Source organism: Actinomadura sp. J1-007, from assembly GCF_009793335.1.
In the GTDB taxonomy this organism is placed as follows: Bacteria; Actinomycetota; Actinomycetes; order Streptosporangiales; family Streptosporangiaceae; genus Spirillospora; species Spirillospora yumaensis.
On record NZ_WING01000001.1, the window covers coordinates 3,112,415 to 3,127,496 of the forward strand.

The 15,082-nt window shown below is 73.6% G+C and carries 13 protein-coding genes and 2 pseudogenes; 4 read left to right on the forward strand and 11 right to left on the reverse strand.

Annotated elements, in window-relative coordinates:
• Positions 1-363: 363 nt before the first annotated feature.
• Positions 364-2,115, reverse strand: coding sequence for a GMC family oxidoreductase N-terminal domain-containing protein (locus tag GEV43_RS54840; RefSeq protein WP_160821088.1), 1,752 nt, complete (start codon positions 2,113-2,115; stop codon positions 364-366).
• Positions 2,116-2,340: 225 nt separating this feature from the next.
• Between GEV43_RS54840 and GEV43_RS14110 the strand changes: the two genes are divergently transcribed.
• Positions 2,341-3,435, forward strand: coding sequence for a hypothetical protein (locus GEV43_RS14110; RefSeq protein ID WP_160821089.1), 1,095 nt, complete (start codon positions 2,341-2,343; stop codon positions 3,433-3,435).
• Positions 3,436-3,669: 234 nt separating this feature from the next.
• Positions 3,670-4,125 carry a pyridoxamine 5'-phosphate oxidase family protein gene (locus tag GEV43_RS14115; protein WP_160821090.1) on the forward strand — a complete coding sequence of 152 codons (456 nt, stop codon included), beginning with the start codon at positions 3,670-3,672 and terminating at the stop codon, positions 4,123-4,125.
• Between the two features lie 107 nt (positions 4,126-4,232).
• On the opposite strand, the gene GEV43_RS47245 is transcribed toward GEV43_RS14115, so the two are convergent.
• The 5 genes from GEV43_RS47245 to GEV43_RS14135 all read right to left on the reverse strand — a co-directional run bounded on the left by GEV43_RS47245 (position 4,233) and on the right by GEV43_RS14135 (position 7,864).
• A complete protein-coding gene (locus GEV43_RS47245; protein WP_241682894.1) occupies positions 4,233-4,514 on the reverse strand; it encodes a class E sortase in 282 nt (93 codons plus the stop codon).
• Entirely contained in the window at positions 4,511-4,825 is a 315-nt protein-coding gene (locus GEV43_RS47250) for a hypothetical protein (RefSeq protein ID WP_175250050.1), read from the reverse strand. Before GEV43_RS47250 ends, GEV43_RS47245 begins: the two co-directional genes overlap by 4 nt.
• A 266-nt stretch (positions 4,826-5,091) precedes the next feature.
• Complete coding sequence (locus tag GEV43_RS14125; RefSeq protein WP_160821091.1) at positions 5,092-6,543, reverse strand: chaplin; 1,452 nt, start codon at positions 6,541-6,543, stop codon at positions 5,092-5,094.
• Positions 6,544-6,830: 287 nt separating this feature from the next.
• Complete coding sequence (locus tag GEV43_RS14130) at positions 6,831-7,622, reverse strand: hypothetical protein (RefSeq protein WP_160821092.1); 792 nt, start codon at positions 7,620-7,622, stop codon at positions 6,831-6,833.
• 53 nt (positions 7,623-7,675) lie between these two features.
• On the reverse strand, positions 7,676-7,864 hold the full coding sequence (locus GEV43_RS14135) for a hypothetical protein (protein WP_160821093.1): 189 nt from the start codon (positions 7,862-7,864) through the stop codon (positions 7,676-7,678).
• 526 nt (positions 7,865-8,390) lie between these two features.
• Here GEV43_RS14135 and GEV43_RS14140 point away from each other — a divergent pair.
• Positions 8,391-8,636, forward strand: coding sequence for a hypothetical protein (locus GEV43_RS14140; protein ID WP_241682895.1), 246 nt, complete (start codon positions 8,391-8,393; stop codon positions 8,634-8,636).
• A gap of 126 nt (positions 8,637-8,762) precedes the next feature.
• On the opposite strand, the gene GEV43_RS14145 is transcribed toward GEV43_RS14140, so the two are convergent.
• Positions 8,763-9,974, reverse strand: coding sequence for an NAD(P)-binding domain-containing protein (locus GEV43_RS14145; RefSeq protein WP_241682896.1), 1,212 nt, complete (start codon positions 9,972-9,974; stop codon positions 8,763-8,765).
• A 135-nt stretch (positions 9,975-10,109) separates the two neighbouring features.
• A complete protein-coding gene (locus GEV43_RS14150) occupies positions 10,110-11,243 on the reverse strand; it encodes an ATP-grasp domain-containing protein (protein ID WP_160821096.1) in 1,134 nt (377 codons plus the stop codon).
• A gap of 707 nt (positions 11,244-11,950) precedes the next feature.
• On the opposite strand from GEV43_RS14150, the gene GEV43_RS56095 reads away from it, so the two are divergent.
• Positions 11,951-12,853: a hypothetical protein gene (locus GEV43_RS56095; protein ID WP_375539092.1), complete on the forward strand. Its 903-nt coding sequence runs from the start codon at positions 11,951-11,953 to the stop codon at positions 12,851-12,853.
• A 70-nt stretch (positions 12,854-12,923) separates the two neighbouring features.
• Here GEV43_RS56095 and GEV43_RS56100 read toward each other — a convergent pair.
• The 3 genes and pseudogenes from GEV43_RS56100 to GEV43_RS14170 form a co-directional block, all read right to left on the reverse strand.
• Positions 12,924-13,571, reverse strand: a pseudogene (locus tag GEV43_RS56100) (glycosyltransferase family 4 protein); the annotation flags it as partial.
• Positions 13,457-13,927: pseudogene (locus tag GEV43_RS56105) on the reverse strand (glycosyltransferase); the annotation flags it as partial. The pseudogenes GEV43_RS56105 and GEV43_RS56100, both read right to left, overlap by 115 nt.
• A gap of 61 nt (positions 13,928-13,988) precedes the next feature.
• Positions 13,989-15,071, reverse strand: a complete 1,083-nt coding sequence (locus GEV43_RS14170; protein ID WP_160821098.1) for a GNAT family N-acetyltransferase — start codon at positions 15,069-15,071, stop codon at positions 13,989-13,991.
• Positions 15,072-15,082 lie beyond the last annotated feature (11 nt).

Below are 15,082 nucleotides of genomic sequence, written 5' to 3' on the forward strand. Positions count from 1 at the left end.
GGGTGGGGGACGGGGGGTGCTGGGGGAAGTCGGGGTGGGGGTGGGGGAACGGGTGGGGCGGGGGGCCTGGGGTGTGGTGGGGGCGCGGGGTGCGCTTCCACCACTTCACCGGCGCGCCCCGGCGGCCGTCGCGGGCCCGTTCGCGTCGCGAGCAACCCGGCGTCTAGTCACAACGGCCTTCTTCATCCTCAGCAGCGGACAACGCGGCAGGGGTGCCGTGAGACGCGTTTTCGGGCGCGGGGGCGGCAGCCGTCTGCCGGGAGGGAGTACCGGAAAGAGTGGCACAGGTGGCGGGCGGTGATCAATGCCGATGGACCGACATGGACATCATCGTCACAGAACGGCGGTATTTGGCTTTTGTCGCTATTGCCTGGCCGAACGGCCGCCGTCCCACGGAATGAGACCGCGGCCGGAAGAGTTGGGACGCGAGCGGGGAGGGCGGGCGAAGTCGTTCTTGAGGATGTCGTCCAGGCAGCGTTCGACGACGGCGGCGATGGTCAGCGCGGGGTTGACCGCCGCCGTGGACCCCGGCATGAGCGAGGCGTCCAGGCAGTACAGGCCGTGGTAGCCGTGGAGCCGCCCGTACGCGTCGGTCGCCTTCCCGATGACCGCGCCGCCCAGCGGATGGACGGTCAAGGGGTACGGCGCCGACGCGTCGATCGCGACCGCGCCCAGGGGCAGCCGCCGTGCGACCTGGTGGGCCAGTGCCATGACCGCGCGCTGCGGGCCGGTGTCGGCGTCGCGGGGCCAGTCCAGGCGCGGGTGGCCCGTGGCGTGGTCGTACACCCAGGCGCCGGTACGGGACGGGATGCCCATGCCGAAACAGCCGAGCAGACCGGTCTCGACCGGGAACGGCAGCCCGCCGTGCATGAGCGTGGCGCGGTCGGCGTCGCCGCGGTCGTTGACCATGAAGGCCACCGGGCCGCCCTGCGGAGCGCCGGTCGGGGCGAGGAGCGTCTTGAGCAGGACGAGCCGGTCGCCGTTGGTGCCCCAGCCGGTCCCGACGGACTCGTTCAGGCGGGGCAGGGCGCCGGTGTCGCGGGCGGTGACCAGCAGCCGCGGGGTGTGGACGCCTCCGGCCGCCACCACGACCTTGTCGCAGACCAGGACGGCGCGCCGTACGACCCCGCCGGTCTCGGTGAGCTGTTCGGCGACGACGCGGTAGGCGCCGTCGCGGTCCTGGGTGAGGCTCGTGACGCGGTGCAGCGGGCGGACCTGCGTGTTCCCGGTCGCCTCGGCCCGCGCGAGGTAGGTGCGATCGACGCTCAGCTTCGCGCCGCTGTCGCAGCCCGTGGCGACCCATTCCCCGACCGAGGCGGAGGCGCGGGCCCGTCCCGCCAGCTCGGCGCGGACGACGTCGTAGTCGAAGCCGCCCGGGACCCGTTCCGCAGGAAGGCCGGTCCTCTCCACGGCCGAACGCCACAGCCGGGTGGACAGGTAGCGCTGATGCCGCAGCACGTCGTCCGGGAACGTCGCGGCGGCCATGCGGCGGCGGGCACGCGGGTAGTACGTGCGGTCCAGCTCGCCGTAGTCGAGCACGGACGGAAAGACGTGGTGGAACGGGCCGGGCGCGGGCTGCGGCAGCACCCCGCCGTACACGAGGGTCCCGCCGCCGACGCCGGCGCCGCACACCGCGATGACGTTCTCGTCCACCGTGAAGTCCAGGAGCCCGGTGAAGCGCGGCAACGCCAGCGAGTTGAACGCGTCGAGGGCCTGCGACACCACCGGCACGTCGGACGCCAGCGGCAGGGAGGGACGGCCGTCGAGCCAGAACGTCCGCGCGTCCGGGGCGAGCATGCGGGGGAACGTGCCGCCGGACGGCGTGATCGGCCAGCGGCGGCCCCGTTCCAGAACGACGTTCCCGATGCCCGCCTGGGCGAGCCGGAACGCGGCGACGCAGCCGCCCACACCGGCCCCGATGATCACGACCCGGTGGCGCTCCTCGCGCTCCGAACCGTTCACCCCGTCCGCCCACGCCCGGCCGACCAGGGCGGGCGCGGCCATCGCCACCCCCGCGAGGCCGCCGAGACCGGCGAAACACCTTCGGCTGACGGCGTGCGCGACGGGGGGCCTGCCGTTCTCGTTCCGCTTGCCTTCAAAGGCGTCGTCCACCACACCACGAGGCTACTTCGAGTGAGCGCGCCATTGCGGTGCGTACGACACCGGCTGGTGGATGTTCGCGGTTTCCGGGGCGGTCGATCGGATTCTGGTTTATGGCGAAATTGAGGGACGCGGCCCGTTCCCACTGTTCCTGACGCGGATCATAGATGGCCTTCCATTTGCCTGGCCCTTGGCGTTCTGACGGTTTGGCCGATATGCGGTGCTGACAGAATGTCGTGGGTGATTGCGGCACCGGTGGACGGGGGCGAAGCCGTGGCGGTCGATTCTTCTTTTGGCCGGTTCGTCGGGGGGACGCTCGGCGTGGCCGTGGTGGCGGCGGCGCTGGGCGTCACCGCGGCCGCGGACTCCCGCCGGTGGTCGCCGCCCGCGTGGTGCAGGCCCAGTGCGCCGCTGACCACGGCGTCGTTGCCGCGCAGTGTCGAGTTCGCCGAGTGCGATCTGCGCGGACGCGTCGTCCGGGGGACGAACGGGCTCGCGGCCCGCGTCCCCTACGGCGGCGTTTCCGTCACGGCCCACAGCCTTCGCGTGAACGGGGCGAACGAGCTGAGCCTGGACGTCGATCTCGCCGCCGGAACAGTGAAGGTCTCGGAACGAACGTTCCCCGACTCGACGCCCATCGGGGAGGGCGCGGGCAGGGACCCGTGCGGCGACAGCGCCTATGCCTTGAGCACGAGCCATTGGCCCAAGGGAACGACCATCGGATGGCGGTACTACAAAGGCACCGCGGAAAAGACCGGTCTCGCGGACAAGAGGGCGTTCGGGGCCGTCGCCACGGGAATCGCGCACGCGACCGACGCTTCGACCAACTGCGTCAAGGGCCGCCGGTTCAGGCCGAAGCCCGACATCGGGCAGCGGTACGAAGGGCCCACGTCGGCGCCGCCCGGGATCAACGACAACGGGAGCTGCGAGGAGAAGGACGGCGTCAGCTCGCTCGGCTGGGCCGCGCTGCCCGACCTCAGCCCGTCGATCCTCGCGGCGACGTGCGTCTGGCACTACAACGGCGTCACCCAGGAAAGCGACATCCTCCTCCAGACGTACCGGAAGCAGTGGTGGACGGCCGCCGCGTCCGGTGAGGACGACGACGGCGAGGAAGCGGCCGACCGCATGGCCGGGTGCCCGACAGGGCGGTACGAGCCCGCGGCGGTGGTGACCCACGAATCGCTGCACGCGCTCGGACTCGCCCACATCGGCGGCGCCGAGCACGCCCGGCTGACCATGAGCCCGTTCACCCGTACCTGCGATGACGGCGCGGCGACGCTGGGGCTGGGCGACTACAAGGGGCTGATGAAGCTCTACGGCGACCCGAACGCCTGACACCGCCTCGGCCTGATGCCGCGGTGTCCGGACCCCTGGTTGGTTAGTTTTGACTTACCGTTCGTCCCGGCTTACGGTAGGCGCCAGCTTACCGATTGGGCGGTCTCATGCCCGTTCGGCCCAGCATCGTTCGGCACAGCATCACAGCGCCCGCCGGATCGACCACCGCATGAGCGCGGCGTTCGTACCGCCGCGGCCCGCGCGTGGCCGGGCGGAGCAGAAGGGAATCCCGAAATGCCGACGCCTCGTACTCATGGCGAACGGGTAGCCGCCGCCCGTCTACGTCTTCAACAGGAATTCCAGATGTGGCTATCGACAGGTGGGAGCACCGGGCCACACCTGATTCCGGTGGCGTTCGTCGGCGACAACGACGCCATCGTCACCGCAACCGGCGAGAACAGCAGAACCGTTCGGAACCTCCTGGAGGCCGGGCGGGCACGCGTAGCAGTGGGCACCACATCCGACGTGGTGATGGTCGATACCGCCCTCGATGGTCTTGTGCCGGTTCCGGAGGTCGCCTCGGACGTCGCCGACCGCTTCGCAGCCGTCTCTCATGACCCGCGGCAGATGCCGGGTTACGTCTACATCCGACTACTTCCTCGACGCATCCAGGTATGGAACGGATTCCACGAATTCCCTCACCGGACAGTGATGCTCAAAGGTGAGTGGCTGTCGGATCCGGTCGACTGAGCTTGCACGGCCCTGGCGCCGGGCGGGGCGGGGCGGGGCGGGGGCTCGCGGGTGAGTCGAGCAGGTCCGCGCAGCTCGGTTCGGGCCGCGAGCGCCCCGCGGGGCGGTCAGTGGTAGGCAGGGCGCGGTTCGGGTGCGCCGGTGTCCAGTTTCGCGAGCACCACGAGGCGTTGCGCGTCCGAGCCCTTCGGATGGCAGGTGATCAGCGTGGCGCGCTTGCCCGCCGGCCTGGCGAACGGCTTGAACGGCACCGGCGCGAGGACGGTGCGGTTCGTCGGCGCGATGACGCGGCGGCCGTACACCCGGTACACGTACGTCCGGGAGCCCACGCGGAAGCGGACGCGGTCGCCTGCGCGGAGCCGGTCGATCCGGCGGAACGGCTTGGTCATGGTGGTTCGGTGGCCGAAGAAGACGGCGTTTCCCTCCTCCCCGGGAAAGCCGTTCCGGGATAGTGGCCGACCCCGCGCGCGAGGACGTCCGGTGACACGCCCTCGCGGATCGGCAGGCGCCTCGGCTCCGTCCGCATGGTGAGCACGCCCAGGCGTCGGGGTGCGCGCCGAGCGGACGCGACGCGGGCGGCGGCGTCGAGGAACGGCTCGGCCGGACGGGCTGCGGCGGTCGGCGCCATCGAGCCGATGCGGATGTGTGCGTTCGCCGGGGCGGCGGTGGCGGCTCCGGCGGCGTGGGTGTCGAAGGCCATGCCCAATGCCATGCCCGCGGCTGCGGCGTGCGACAACCTGCGCGTTCTCGAATACATCACTGTTGCCTCCTGCAACGGTCGCTTCCTCCGTGGAAGAGGTGAAGGGAAGGGGCGCCGCATCGGATGGATACGGCGCCCCGTTCTCGGATTCCGGAGGCCCTTCTCAGGGCCTGGCCCGCGACGGACGTGCGGGTGGTGGACGGTTCACGGCGCCGACGGCGGCGCGGGCCGGCGCGCTGGGCGTCCGTCCGCGCCGCCGTCGCCCGTCACCGCAGGAGCTGGGAACCGGCGATGCCCAGCGGCACCCCCGTGACCAGCGGCAGGCCCGGACGGGCGGTGGACGGGTCGGCGCCGGGCTCGGCCTTCGGAGCCCCGAGCAACTCGGCCACCTTCTGCCACGAGGGGTTCTCGTCGGCGTTGCGCGCCGGACGGCCCTTGGCGGAGCTGTTGCGCGTCGGACGGCCCTTGTGGGCGGAGTTGGTGCGCGTCGGAGAACTTTCAGCCGGACGGCCCTGCGCCGCCGAACCCTCCTGGCCCTGAGCCGAGCCCTGGCCTTGGCCCTGGCTCTCCTGGCCGTGGCCGCCGGTCACGGGACGTCCCTGGCCGGGCCCCTCCTGGAGGTGCGGGCTGGTGGGCTTCTGCTTCGGCTGGAGCGGGTTGAGCCCTTCGCTCAGGTTCTTCGGAACGATGGCGCCGAGGAGGCCGCTGACCGCGTCCAGCACGGGGTTGGGCGCCTCGGAACGCATCCGGGCGGAGGACAGGCGCTCGGTGTTCGGGAGCTTGTGGCTCTTCCCGAGCAGGGCCTTGCCGAACGGCACCTTGGACTTGTGCACGGTCTTGTGGACCTTGGCCTTGTGCTTCCTGACCTTGGCCGGCTTGGCCTTGGTCGGCTTGGCGGCGTGGTGTTTCGCGGGCGCCGGAGCCGCCTCCGGCTCCCGCAGAGTGGACGGGAGTTCGGCGATGGCGGAGTTGGTGACGGTGGCGGCGCCGCGGCAGAAGTCCTCGACGGTCCCGAGCAGCGAGAGGTTGTTGGCGCAGACGTTCACGGGCACGCCGATCGGGACGTCGAACTGGTTGCCGCCCAGCACGCTGTGGTCGCCGGACGTCTTCATCTTGGTGCCGGTCGTCTGGTTGAGGACATGCGCTCCGCCCTTGCACCACGCCTTGGCGACGCCGAGGATGGCGGCGGAGTTGCCGCAGACGTTGACCGGGACGCTGACCGGGACGTGGAACTGGTTGCCTCCTCCGACGCTCCCGTCCCCGGAGGTGTGCATCCCTCCGCCCCCGCCGCCGCCGGTGTGGTTCTCGACGTGCGCTCCGCCCTTGCACCATGCTTTCGCGACGCCGAGGACGGCGGCGGAGTTGCCGCAGATGTTGATCGGCACGCTGATCGGCGCGCGGACCTGGTTCCCGCCGAGCACGGAGCCGTCCCCCGACGTCCGCATGCCCGGGTGGCCGTCCTCGTGGCCGCTCACGTTGTGAACGTGCGCTCCGCCGGGAGATTTCGCCTCGGCCGTGCCGATGGCCGCAGCCGAGTTGCCGCTCACGTTGATCGGAGCCGAGATCGGCAGGCTGAACTGGTTGCCGCCGAGCACGCTGCCCGATCCGCTGCTGACGTCCGCGCCCGCCGGGACGGCCATGAGGCCGCCCCCTCCCGCGGCGACCACGCCCGCGGCCACGAGGGCCGCGCGCCCGGTTTTCTTCGCCCACATTCGCATTCGCTTCTCCTGTCGTTCCGTGCGTCGGTTGATCGGACGGCCGGTCCGCTCGTTCGGCGTTGACCGGCCAGTGCGACGGCGGAGGCCGTCGCCTGTGGAGGAAGGTCATCGGGTGCGCGCGGCACGGGCGGTCGGGTCGCCGGTGCGGGGCGCGGTCGGGGCCGGTCCGGGAGGCCGGGACCGCGCGGGCGGCGGCTCGTCGCGGTACTCGGCGAGGCCGCCGGGGCGGGACGCGCGGCGCGGGTCCGGCGCGCCGGTCGGCGGGGCGGACGGCCCGGAAGGGGCGCTCAGTCGGGGACGACGGACGGCCGCGAGGCGGCGGCCCTCTCGCGCGGAACGTCGCGGCGGCCCGGCGTGACGCGGGACGCGGAGGCGCCCGCGGCGCCGGCCGTGAAGAGCGTTCCGAGGGCCGGGTCGGCGTGGTGCGCGCCGGCGAGGACGGCCGAGTCGGCGCCGTCCGGGCGCGCGGGCTGGAACGGCTCCGGGACGTGCCGGCCGTGCCGCGCCGAAGCGCCCGGCGAACGGTCGCCCGGATGCGCGGCCGACCCGTTCCCCAGGCTCGGCAGCGGACCGTGCGCGGACGGACGGGCCAGCGACGCCACGGCGTGGTCGCGGGCGGACAGAGCGCCGGGCGGAACGTTCCCCTCCGGCAGCCGGACGAGCGAGTACTGCCCCGGCGACGCCTCGGACAGGCCGGCCGGAGGCAGGATCGCCTGCCGGACCGGGGCCGTCACGGGGTCGCCCAGCCCGGCGACACCGGCCAGGCCCCTGCCCAGGCCATCGGCGAGGGCGGGGATGCCGGGCAGCTTCGGCGCGCTCGGGGCCCGTCCGGCTCCCGCCACCTCGCGCACCACGGACGCGGTGAGGCCGGACGCGACCTTCCGCGGCGCCCGGACGCGGCGTTCGATCTCGCGAACGGGGCGCTGCGCGACCCGCACCAGGTGCGAGGCCGCACGGCTCGCCGAGATGGCCCCTCCCGACTCAGGGCGGTCGGCCGGGGCGCGGCTCGCCCCGTTCCGGGACAGGCCCAGCAGGTGCGCCTCGGGACGGCGCGACGGACGCTCAGCCAGATCGGCCATGCCGTCGAGGCCGTCGAGGTCGTCCGCGGCGGCGCTCGCCGCGAGGCCGTCCGCTAGGGCCCGCTCCGCGCGGTGCCCCCGCCGACCTCGGCGGAGGCCGCGTGGCCTAGCGCCAGGGTGACCAGCCATCCGGCGAGCGCCAGGCCGGCGACGGCGGCGACGCGCGCGACCGCGCCGAGCGGAACGGGACAGGACCGACCGGTGAGGCCGGACGGGCCCCGTCGAATCGGCGTTCCCCGCATTTTCCGGACTCCTCGGCGGCTCGTTCGTACGACAGATCCCGGACGCTAGCACCGCACCATCGAACGTCCGCGGTCATTGTTTTCGATTCGGCGTGTCCCGGGCGGGAAATGCGCCGGTGCGTCACATCCAAGCCGACGCGCGAGCGACGCCACGGCCTCTTGGCCGCGCTGTGGAGCCTTTTTTGCCCGCCGTGGACCCGGGCTCGCGAAACACGCGCTGACCAGCAGGTTCTTTGCGGTCACCGGCTTCGCCGACGTCCCGTTCCGCGTTCTGGTGGGGCTTTATACGGACACGTCCGCAGCGACTTGGATCGTTCGTCTATTTCGCCCGGCTCGGCGTTCCGCGACACGGACAACAGCGGGTCAGCATCGATCAAGATCTCGGGAAAACGCACCGCAGGACGTTGTCACGGCCTGAACAGTCGGGTGCGATTGCCTGATACCCGCGGCGACGACCTTCGTCCCCGCGGGTTCGGTACGACGGACGCGCACCACGAATGGAGATTCCATGCTCAAACGAGCGGTTATGACCGGGCTCATCGGTGCGGCTGGGTTCCTCGCCTTCGCCTCCACCCCCGCCATGGCGAGCAACGATCCCACCACCATGCAGATCATCAGCCTCCAGACCTGCCGGAGCGTGGACGTCGCCGGCGTCGGCGCCGCCATCCACAACATTCTGGGGATCAGCCACGAGGAGGGCGACTGCATCAACGGTTCCACCGTCAACGGAACCGCGGTGAACAACTCGCACGTCGGCCACAAGCGCCCCTGACGTCCCGGAGGACCCGGAAAGGGCCGTGGCGGTCCACCGACCGCCACGGCCCTCTCGCGTCCCCGGCCCGCTGCCCGCGCGAGCCGTCCGCGCACCTCAGCGCACGTCAGCGCACCTCAGCGCCCGTCAGGGGCGGGCCTGGGCCGGGACCCGGGGCATGGGGCGGGACGGGTTGGTGCGGGCGATGTGGGTGGCGATGCGGGCCGCGGCGAAGTCGGAGCCGTGGACGAACCGCATGACCGGGCCGAACGACAGGGCCGCGGTGAGGCCGGCGAAGTACAGGCCCGGCAGCGAGCTCTGGAAACCGGCGTCGAGGACCGGGTAGCCGTGCCGGGTGTGGACCGTGCGGCGGATCTCCGGCGACAGGACCCCGACCCGGTCGAGGTCGCAGACGTAGCCGGTGGCCGTGATGGCGTGGTCGGCCTCGACGCGGGAGACCTGCCCCTCGTGGTCTCGGGTCTGGATCACGACCCGTCCGGCGTGCGCGGCGACCTCGGTGACGTGCTGGCCGAGCCGTACGGGCACGTCGGCCAGGCGCTCGCGCAGCCACCACGCGCCCGCCGGGGGCATGGTCGTGCGGACGATGCGGCGGCGCGTCCGCTCGGGCAGGAACCGCACGGTGCTGGGGCGTTCGGACCACAGCCAGGTGCGCCAGCCGCGGCCGAGGCCGGAGCGCGGGCCGCGGACGAGCGAGAGCGAGGCGTCGGGGACGGCGTTCCAGGCGAGCCGGGTGGTGCGGGCGAGGACGCACGGGTACGCGCCGGACTCCGCCAGCAGCGCGGCCGTTTCCAGGGCGGACTGGCCCGCGCCGACCACGGCGACGTCCTGGCCCGCGAACCGCCCGAGGTCGCGGTGGGCGACGGGGTGGCTGGCCAGCTCGGCGGGCAGCCCGGCGAACTCGTCCGGGACGTGCGCGAAACCGCCGACGCCGACGGCCATGACGACGGCCCGCGCGGCGACGGTCTCGCCGGTGGACAGGGTGACGGTGTAGCCGGTGCCGGAGCGTTCCACGGCGGTGACCCGGTCGGGCTCGGTCTCCGGAACGAGGCGGTCGGCGAACCAGCGGCCGTAGGCGAGGAACGTGCCGAGCGGGATCGGCCGCCCGGCGCGCCAACCGGAGGTGTAGTCGTCGAAGCCGCCGCCGGGGCGCGGGGAGCCGAGACTCGACGCGAACGGCTCGGACTTCAGGAACATGCCCTCGGGCATGTTCTCCTGCCAGAACCGCATCGGCACGCCGATGATCCGCGTCTGGACGCCCCGGCCCTTGAGATGGGCGGCGACCGACAGCCCGTACGGCCCCGCCCCGACGACGAGGACGTCGACGACCGAATCAACCATGACCTTCTCCGTTCCCATTCGTTCCATCCGCCGGCGTCCGTTCACCAGCGGTCGGTGCCCTCGCGGTTGAGGATCCTGGCGGCGGCCCGGCGGGCCATCGCGCGGAAGGGGCGAGGTCGTCGGCCGCGAACCAGGTCAGCTCGCGGACGCCGCGCAGCCGCCGGGGCGGAACAACTCGGCCGCGGGCGCGGTCAGCGCGCGCTGGAGGTAGTGGTTCTCCACCAGCAGGGCCCGCCCGTGCCGGGGGCGCGGGCGGGCACGGCGCGCCCGCTCTGGTGCAGGTGCATGGCGCGGACCAGGTCGAGGCCGCGGCGGTCGCGGAAGAGCTGGAACTGCGCGCCGAGCCGGGGTTGAAGTCGAGCAGGTGGTACGTCCCGGCGTCGGCGTCGAACCGGAAGTCGAGGTCGACCACGCCCCGCACACCGAGGATCTGCACGACCTTGTGCGCGAGGTGTTCGAGGTCGGGGTTGAACGCCCACTCGCCGAGGACCGTGTGGCCCGCGCGCGCGGGTAGGCGAGGTGCTTGCGGCCCGTTCCGCCGTAGAGGCAGTTGGCGTGCTCGTCGAAATAGCCCTGGAAGAACCAGTCGCCGCCGTCGGCGCCGACGCGGCGCTGGAGGATGAGCGCGCCGGCCGCCGCGCCGGTCGCGCCCCGCGACTCGGCCAGCAGGCGGTGCGCCTCGGCGGCGTCGCGGACGACGGTCGTGCTGCGGTGCCCCGGCGGCAGCGCCCAGGGGCGGGCCCACTTGGCGATCAGCGGGAGGCCGAGGTCGGCGACGGCGTCGTGGAGCTCGGCGGCGGTGGCGGGCGTACGGCTGTCGGGGCTGGTGATCCCGTGCGCGCGGCAGGCGTCGGCCAGCGCGGACTTGTCGGCGACGAGGCGGGGCGCGTCGGGCCGCTGGCGCGGGAAGACGAAGTGGTCGCACAGGGCGGTGCCGTGCTCGGCCATGAAGATCGCCCCCGCGTCGTCCAGCGGGACGAGCAGCGCGCGCGTCCCGATGCCGGCCGCGATGGCGCGCAGGTGCCCGAGCAGGTGGTCGGGGCGGGTGGGCGCCGGGCCCCACGGTTGCAGCAGGTGCAGGTGGCGCGAGTGGGCGGCGGGCACGCCGGGGCCTTCGAGGACGGCGTGGACGGGGACCCCGGCCCGGCCGAGCGAGCGGATCGCCGCGAGCGTCCCGTGGTGGAACGGGTTGTGGTCGGTGCGCAGCAGCAGGACGGGAAGCCGGGTGTCGAGGCGGGGCGCCGTGCGCGCCGCTGCGGTCACGGACATGCGGGGCTCCCATGGAATCGTAAAGAAAACGGCCGGTGGCGCGGTGGATTCGTTCGCACGCCTCTATCTTCGGGCATACGATACGCATGGGAGCCGACGATATCCATTTCCGCCCTCGCCCTTTCACACCAGAGTCGCGTAGATCTCCGTGGAAGAGCACGGGCTGGCTCGCCGCCGGCATCGCCCTCGCACTTTTCGCGACATTGACGTCCTCTGCGACATGGCTGACATCTCGGTCATCCGGAACGGCGGCCAAACCGGTCCCGTTAGGCGCCTTCCTCGGCTCGGACTGGAACGGCGTCGAACGCGTCAAGGAATTCGAGAAATGGCTGAACTCGACGGTCACGGTCGGCCGCACGTACCTTCCGGGCGACTCGTGGCAGACCGTCGAGGGCGCCGGCCAGATCCTCGGCCCGTGGATCGACTGGAAGAACGCCGACCCGCGCCGGATGCTCGCGGTGAACGTCCCGATGGCCGCCCCCAACGAGGTCGGGATGTCGGACGAGGACGTGGCGTCGCTGCTGCACAGAGGCGCGGACGGCGAGTACGACCGGCATTACCGCACCCTCTCCGAACGCCTCGTGTCGTACGGGGCGCCGGACGCGGTCCTGGTCCTCGGATGGGAGATGAACGGCACCACCTACAGCGGCCGGTGCGCCCCCGATCCGGAGGCGTGGAAGCAGTACTGGCGGCGCATCGTGGCCGCCATGCGGAGCGTTCCCGGGGCCCGGTTCCGCTTCGACTTCACCTCGACGCGCGGGCAGGACGCGGTGCCCTGGACGCAGTGCTATCCGGGTGACGACGTGGTGGACGTGATCGGCTCGGATTCGTACGACCAACCCTATGGAAAGACGTTCTCAGATTTCGTCCGGGAACCGTACGGGCTCCAGGCTCAGGCCGATTTCGCGGCCGAGCACGGCAAGCCCATCTCCTTTCCGGAATGGGGCCTGTTCCGCAACGAGGACAACCCGTCGTACGTCCAGGGCATGCACGAATGGATCCACTCGCACAACGTGCTCTACCAGAGCATCAGCGACTACTGCCCGCACGGCGTGTGGAGCTGCGACGAGAACGAGCGGTCGTCGGCGGCCTACCGCGAGCTGTTCGGCGGCGTCCACGTGCCCGAGCCGCCCCCGCGACGCCTCCCGCGCCGACCGGCGTCCCGTCCGGCGCCCCGTCCGGCACTCCAGGCGTCCCGGCCACGACGGGCACCCCCGGCTCCGCGCCCGCTCCGACCACCTCTCAGACGACCGCACCAGCGCCGGCGCCCGCCGCGTCGGGAGCCCCTTCGCCGCCGTCGCCGTCCGGTCCCGCGCCGTCACCTGCCGCACCCGCGCCCGCCCCCACCGGCTCCCCGGCGGTCCCGGAGGGCCCCGCTCCGTCGCCTGCCGCACCCGCGCCCGCGCCCGCTCCGACGGAGCCCGCCGCCTCACCGAGCGGGCCCAAGCCCGCTCCCCCGCCGAGCGATCCCGCACCGGCTCAGACCGGGCCCGCTCCTTCGCCGTCCAGGACCGCGACCGGGTCCGCGCCATCGGCCGCCGGGCCCGGCCCCGGCCCCGGCCACGCGCCGACGCCCGCCACGCCGTCGCCGCCGACCAGGCCCCAGGTGACCCCGGCGAGCAGCGCGAACGTGCCGTCCGCGTCGAAGTCCTCCACCCAGGCGGTCCCGGCCCGTCCCTCCGCCGCGGCCAGCGCGGGATCGAGCAGCCTGGCGGCGACCGCGGCGGCCAGCGCCGGCACGTCCTCGGGCGGGACGAGCGCGCCGGTGCCGGGCCCGGCCGCCTCGACCAGGCCGGGCACCGCGCTGCCGACCAGCGGACGGCCCGTCGCGAGCGCCTCCAGGGCGGTGAGCGGCAGCCCCTCCCAGCGCGACGGCATGACGACCACGTCCGCCGCCGCGAGCCACCGGCGCGGATCCTCGACCGGCGGAACGAGGCGCAACCCGCCCTGCACCGAGACCTGACCCGCCTCGCCTCGTCCGGCCGCCGCCGGGTCGGCCAGGGCCGCGGTCGCGTCCTCGCCGACGAGGGCGAGCAGGGCGTCGGGGCAGCGGGCCCGTACGGACGGCCAGGCGGCGAGGAGGACGTCCTGCCCTTCTGCCGCGTGACGCGGCCGAGGCAGACCGCGAGGGGCGCGTCCCGAGGCAGGCCCAGGACGTCGCGGGCCGCGCGCCGTTCGGCCTCGCCCGCCGGGGCGAACCGCCGCCGGTCCACGCCGTTGCGGACGACCTTGTAGCGCGCCCGGACGGCGGCCCGGACCCCGTGCTGGAGCTCGCCCGCCCCGACGCACACGACGAGGTCGGCGCGGCGCGCCGCCGCCCGCTCCCACATCCGGCTCGCAGCCGCCTGCACCCCGGACGCCGCGAGCCACGACCACCCGTGCGGCTGGAAGACCACCTTCGGGCGCGGACGGTCCCGGCGCGCCGGAGGGGACAGCAGCCGCCCCGCGAGCCCCGCCTTGGCGGAGTGGAGATGGACGACGTCCGGACCGTACGCGCGGACGGCGCGGCGCAGCCGGAGCGTCTCCCTGGGCACACGCGGTCCCGGGGACCGTCCGGCCTCCCACGGAACGTGCGGAATTCCGGCCTCCGCGAGCCGCCGCGCGAGCCCGCCGGACGTAGGGCAGGCGACGGCCACTTCCCAGCCCAGCCGAAGCTGGCGCACAGCGGCCTCCTCGACATAACGGGCGACGCCTCCCCCGTCGGCTGCGCCACATGCAGCACGCGGACGGTGTGGGGGGTGGGGGTCATGGGTGGTCGGGGTTGTGGCGGATGGAGGCCAGGAAGGCTCGGGAGCGGGCCGCGGCGGCGTAGACGTGGGCTCCGCTGGAGCGGGCGAGGACCAGGCGCTCGTTGGGGACGGGGACGGGACGCCACTTCATCTTGTACGGCTCCTCCCCGCGCAGCAGGCTGACGCGCGACATGCCGCGCCGGGCGCTGCTGTCGAGGATCTCGCGGAGCAGCAGCAGCGACACGTCGGCGATCCGGCGCAGTCCCGGGTCGGCGCCGTAGAGGTACGCGCCGACGAAGCCGTGCCCGACGACCACCAGGTCGCTGGCGACGAGACGGCCCTCGTGCCGGTACTCGAACAGCTCCGCCTGCCCCTCGCGGATCATCGGGACGAGGGCGCCCGCGAGGTGGCGGCGGAAGCGGTCGCGGGTGTGCTCGGGGTTGATCGGCCGGTCCTGCCACTGCCGGACGTGCAGGTCGAGGAGGGCGCCGACGGCCGCGACGGCGCGTTCGGCGGGAACGGCGGCGGCGGTCACCTGCCGGGCGTCGGCCTTGCGGAGCCGCGCGCGCATCTTCCCGGCGCTGCGGCCCGGCAGCCGGTCCAGGAACGTGTCGAGGTCGCCGGCGGGGAGGTCGAGGCAGACGGACGCGGGCATCCGCCACGCCTGCCGCGGCCAGCGGCGCAGCAGCGCGTGCGCGGCGGAACCGGGCCGCGCCTCGGGGAAGTCGAGGGCCGTCCAGCCGGGCTCGCGCAGCAGCGCGCGGGCGAGGTGGTCGAGGGCGCGCGGATCGGCGGACGGGTCGTACAGCACGTCGGTGAAGTCGCTCAGCGGCGCCGCGAGAGGGGCCAGGACGGGGCAGCCCCAGCGGCGGCCGAGTACGAGCGGGGCCGCCGCGACGAGCCGTCCGCCGGAACGGACCAGGACCAGGCGGAGCCGTCCCGGCGCGCCGTACTGCGTCCACCACGACTCCAGCCAGGCGTGGGACTGGAACGGCGTCGCGGCCGGAGACCGCGCGTACAGGTCGCGCCACTCGGCGGCGAGGCCGCGCAGCGCGCCGTCGTCCCGGCGGACCTCGGCCGACCAGCCGGGAACGGACACGGGGCCCCGCC

Bases quoted from the DNA above. Each gene is read 5' to 3' on its own strand.
- GEV43_RS14115 (WP_160821090.1), top strand. From the start codon at position 3,670: ATGCCGACGCCTCGTACTCATGGCGAACGGGTAGCCGCCGCCCGTCTA.
- GEV43_RS47245 (WP_241682894.1), bottom strand. From the start codon at position 4,514: ATGACCAAGCCGTTCCGCCGGATCGACCGGCTCCGCGCAGGCGACCGC.
- GEV43_RS47250 (WP_175250050.1), bottom strand. From the start codon at position 4,825: ATGGCCTTCGACACCCACGCCGCCGGAGCCGCCACCGCCGCCCCGGCG.
- GEV43_RS14125 (WP_160821091.1), bottom strand. From the start codon at position 6,543: ATGCGAATGTGGGCGAAGAAAACCGGGCGCGCGGCCCTCGTGGCCGCG.
- GEV43_RS14130 (WP_160821092.1), bottom strand. From the start codon at position 7,622: ATGGCCGATCTGGCTGAGCGTCCGTCGCGCCGTCCCGAGGCGCACCTG.
- GEV43_RS14135 (WP_160821093.1), bottom strand. From the start codon at position 7,864: ATGCGGGGAACGCCGATTCGACGGGGCCCGTCCGGCCTCACCGGTCGG.
- GEV43_RS14140 (WP_241682895.1), top strand. From the start codon at position 8,391: ATGACCGGGCTCATCGGTGCGGCTGGGTTCCTCGCCTTCGCCTCCACC.
- GEV43_RS14145 (WP_241682896.1), bottom strand. From the start codon at position 9,974: ATGGTTGATTCGGTCGTCGACGTCCTCGTCGTCGGGGCGGGGCCGTAC.
- GEV43_RS14150 (WP_160821096.1), bottom strand. From the start codon at position 11,243: ATGTCCGTGACCGCAGCGGCGCGCACGGCGCCCCGCCTCGACACCCGG.
- GEV43_RS56095 (WP_375539092.1), top strand. From the start codon at position 11,951: ATGCGGAGCGTTCCCGGGGCCCGGTTCCGCTTCGACTTCACCTCGACG.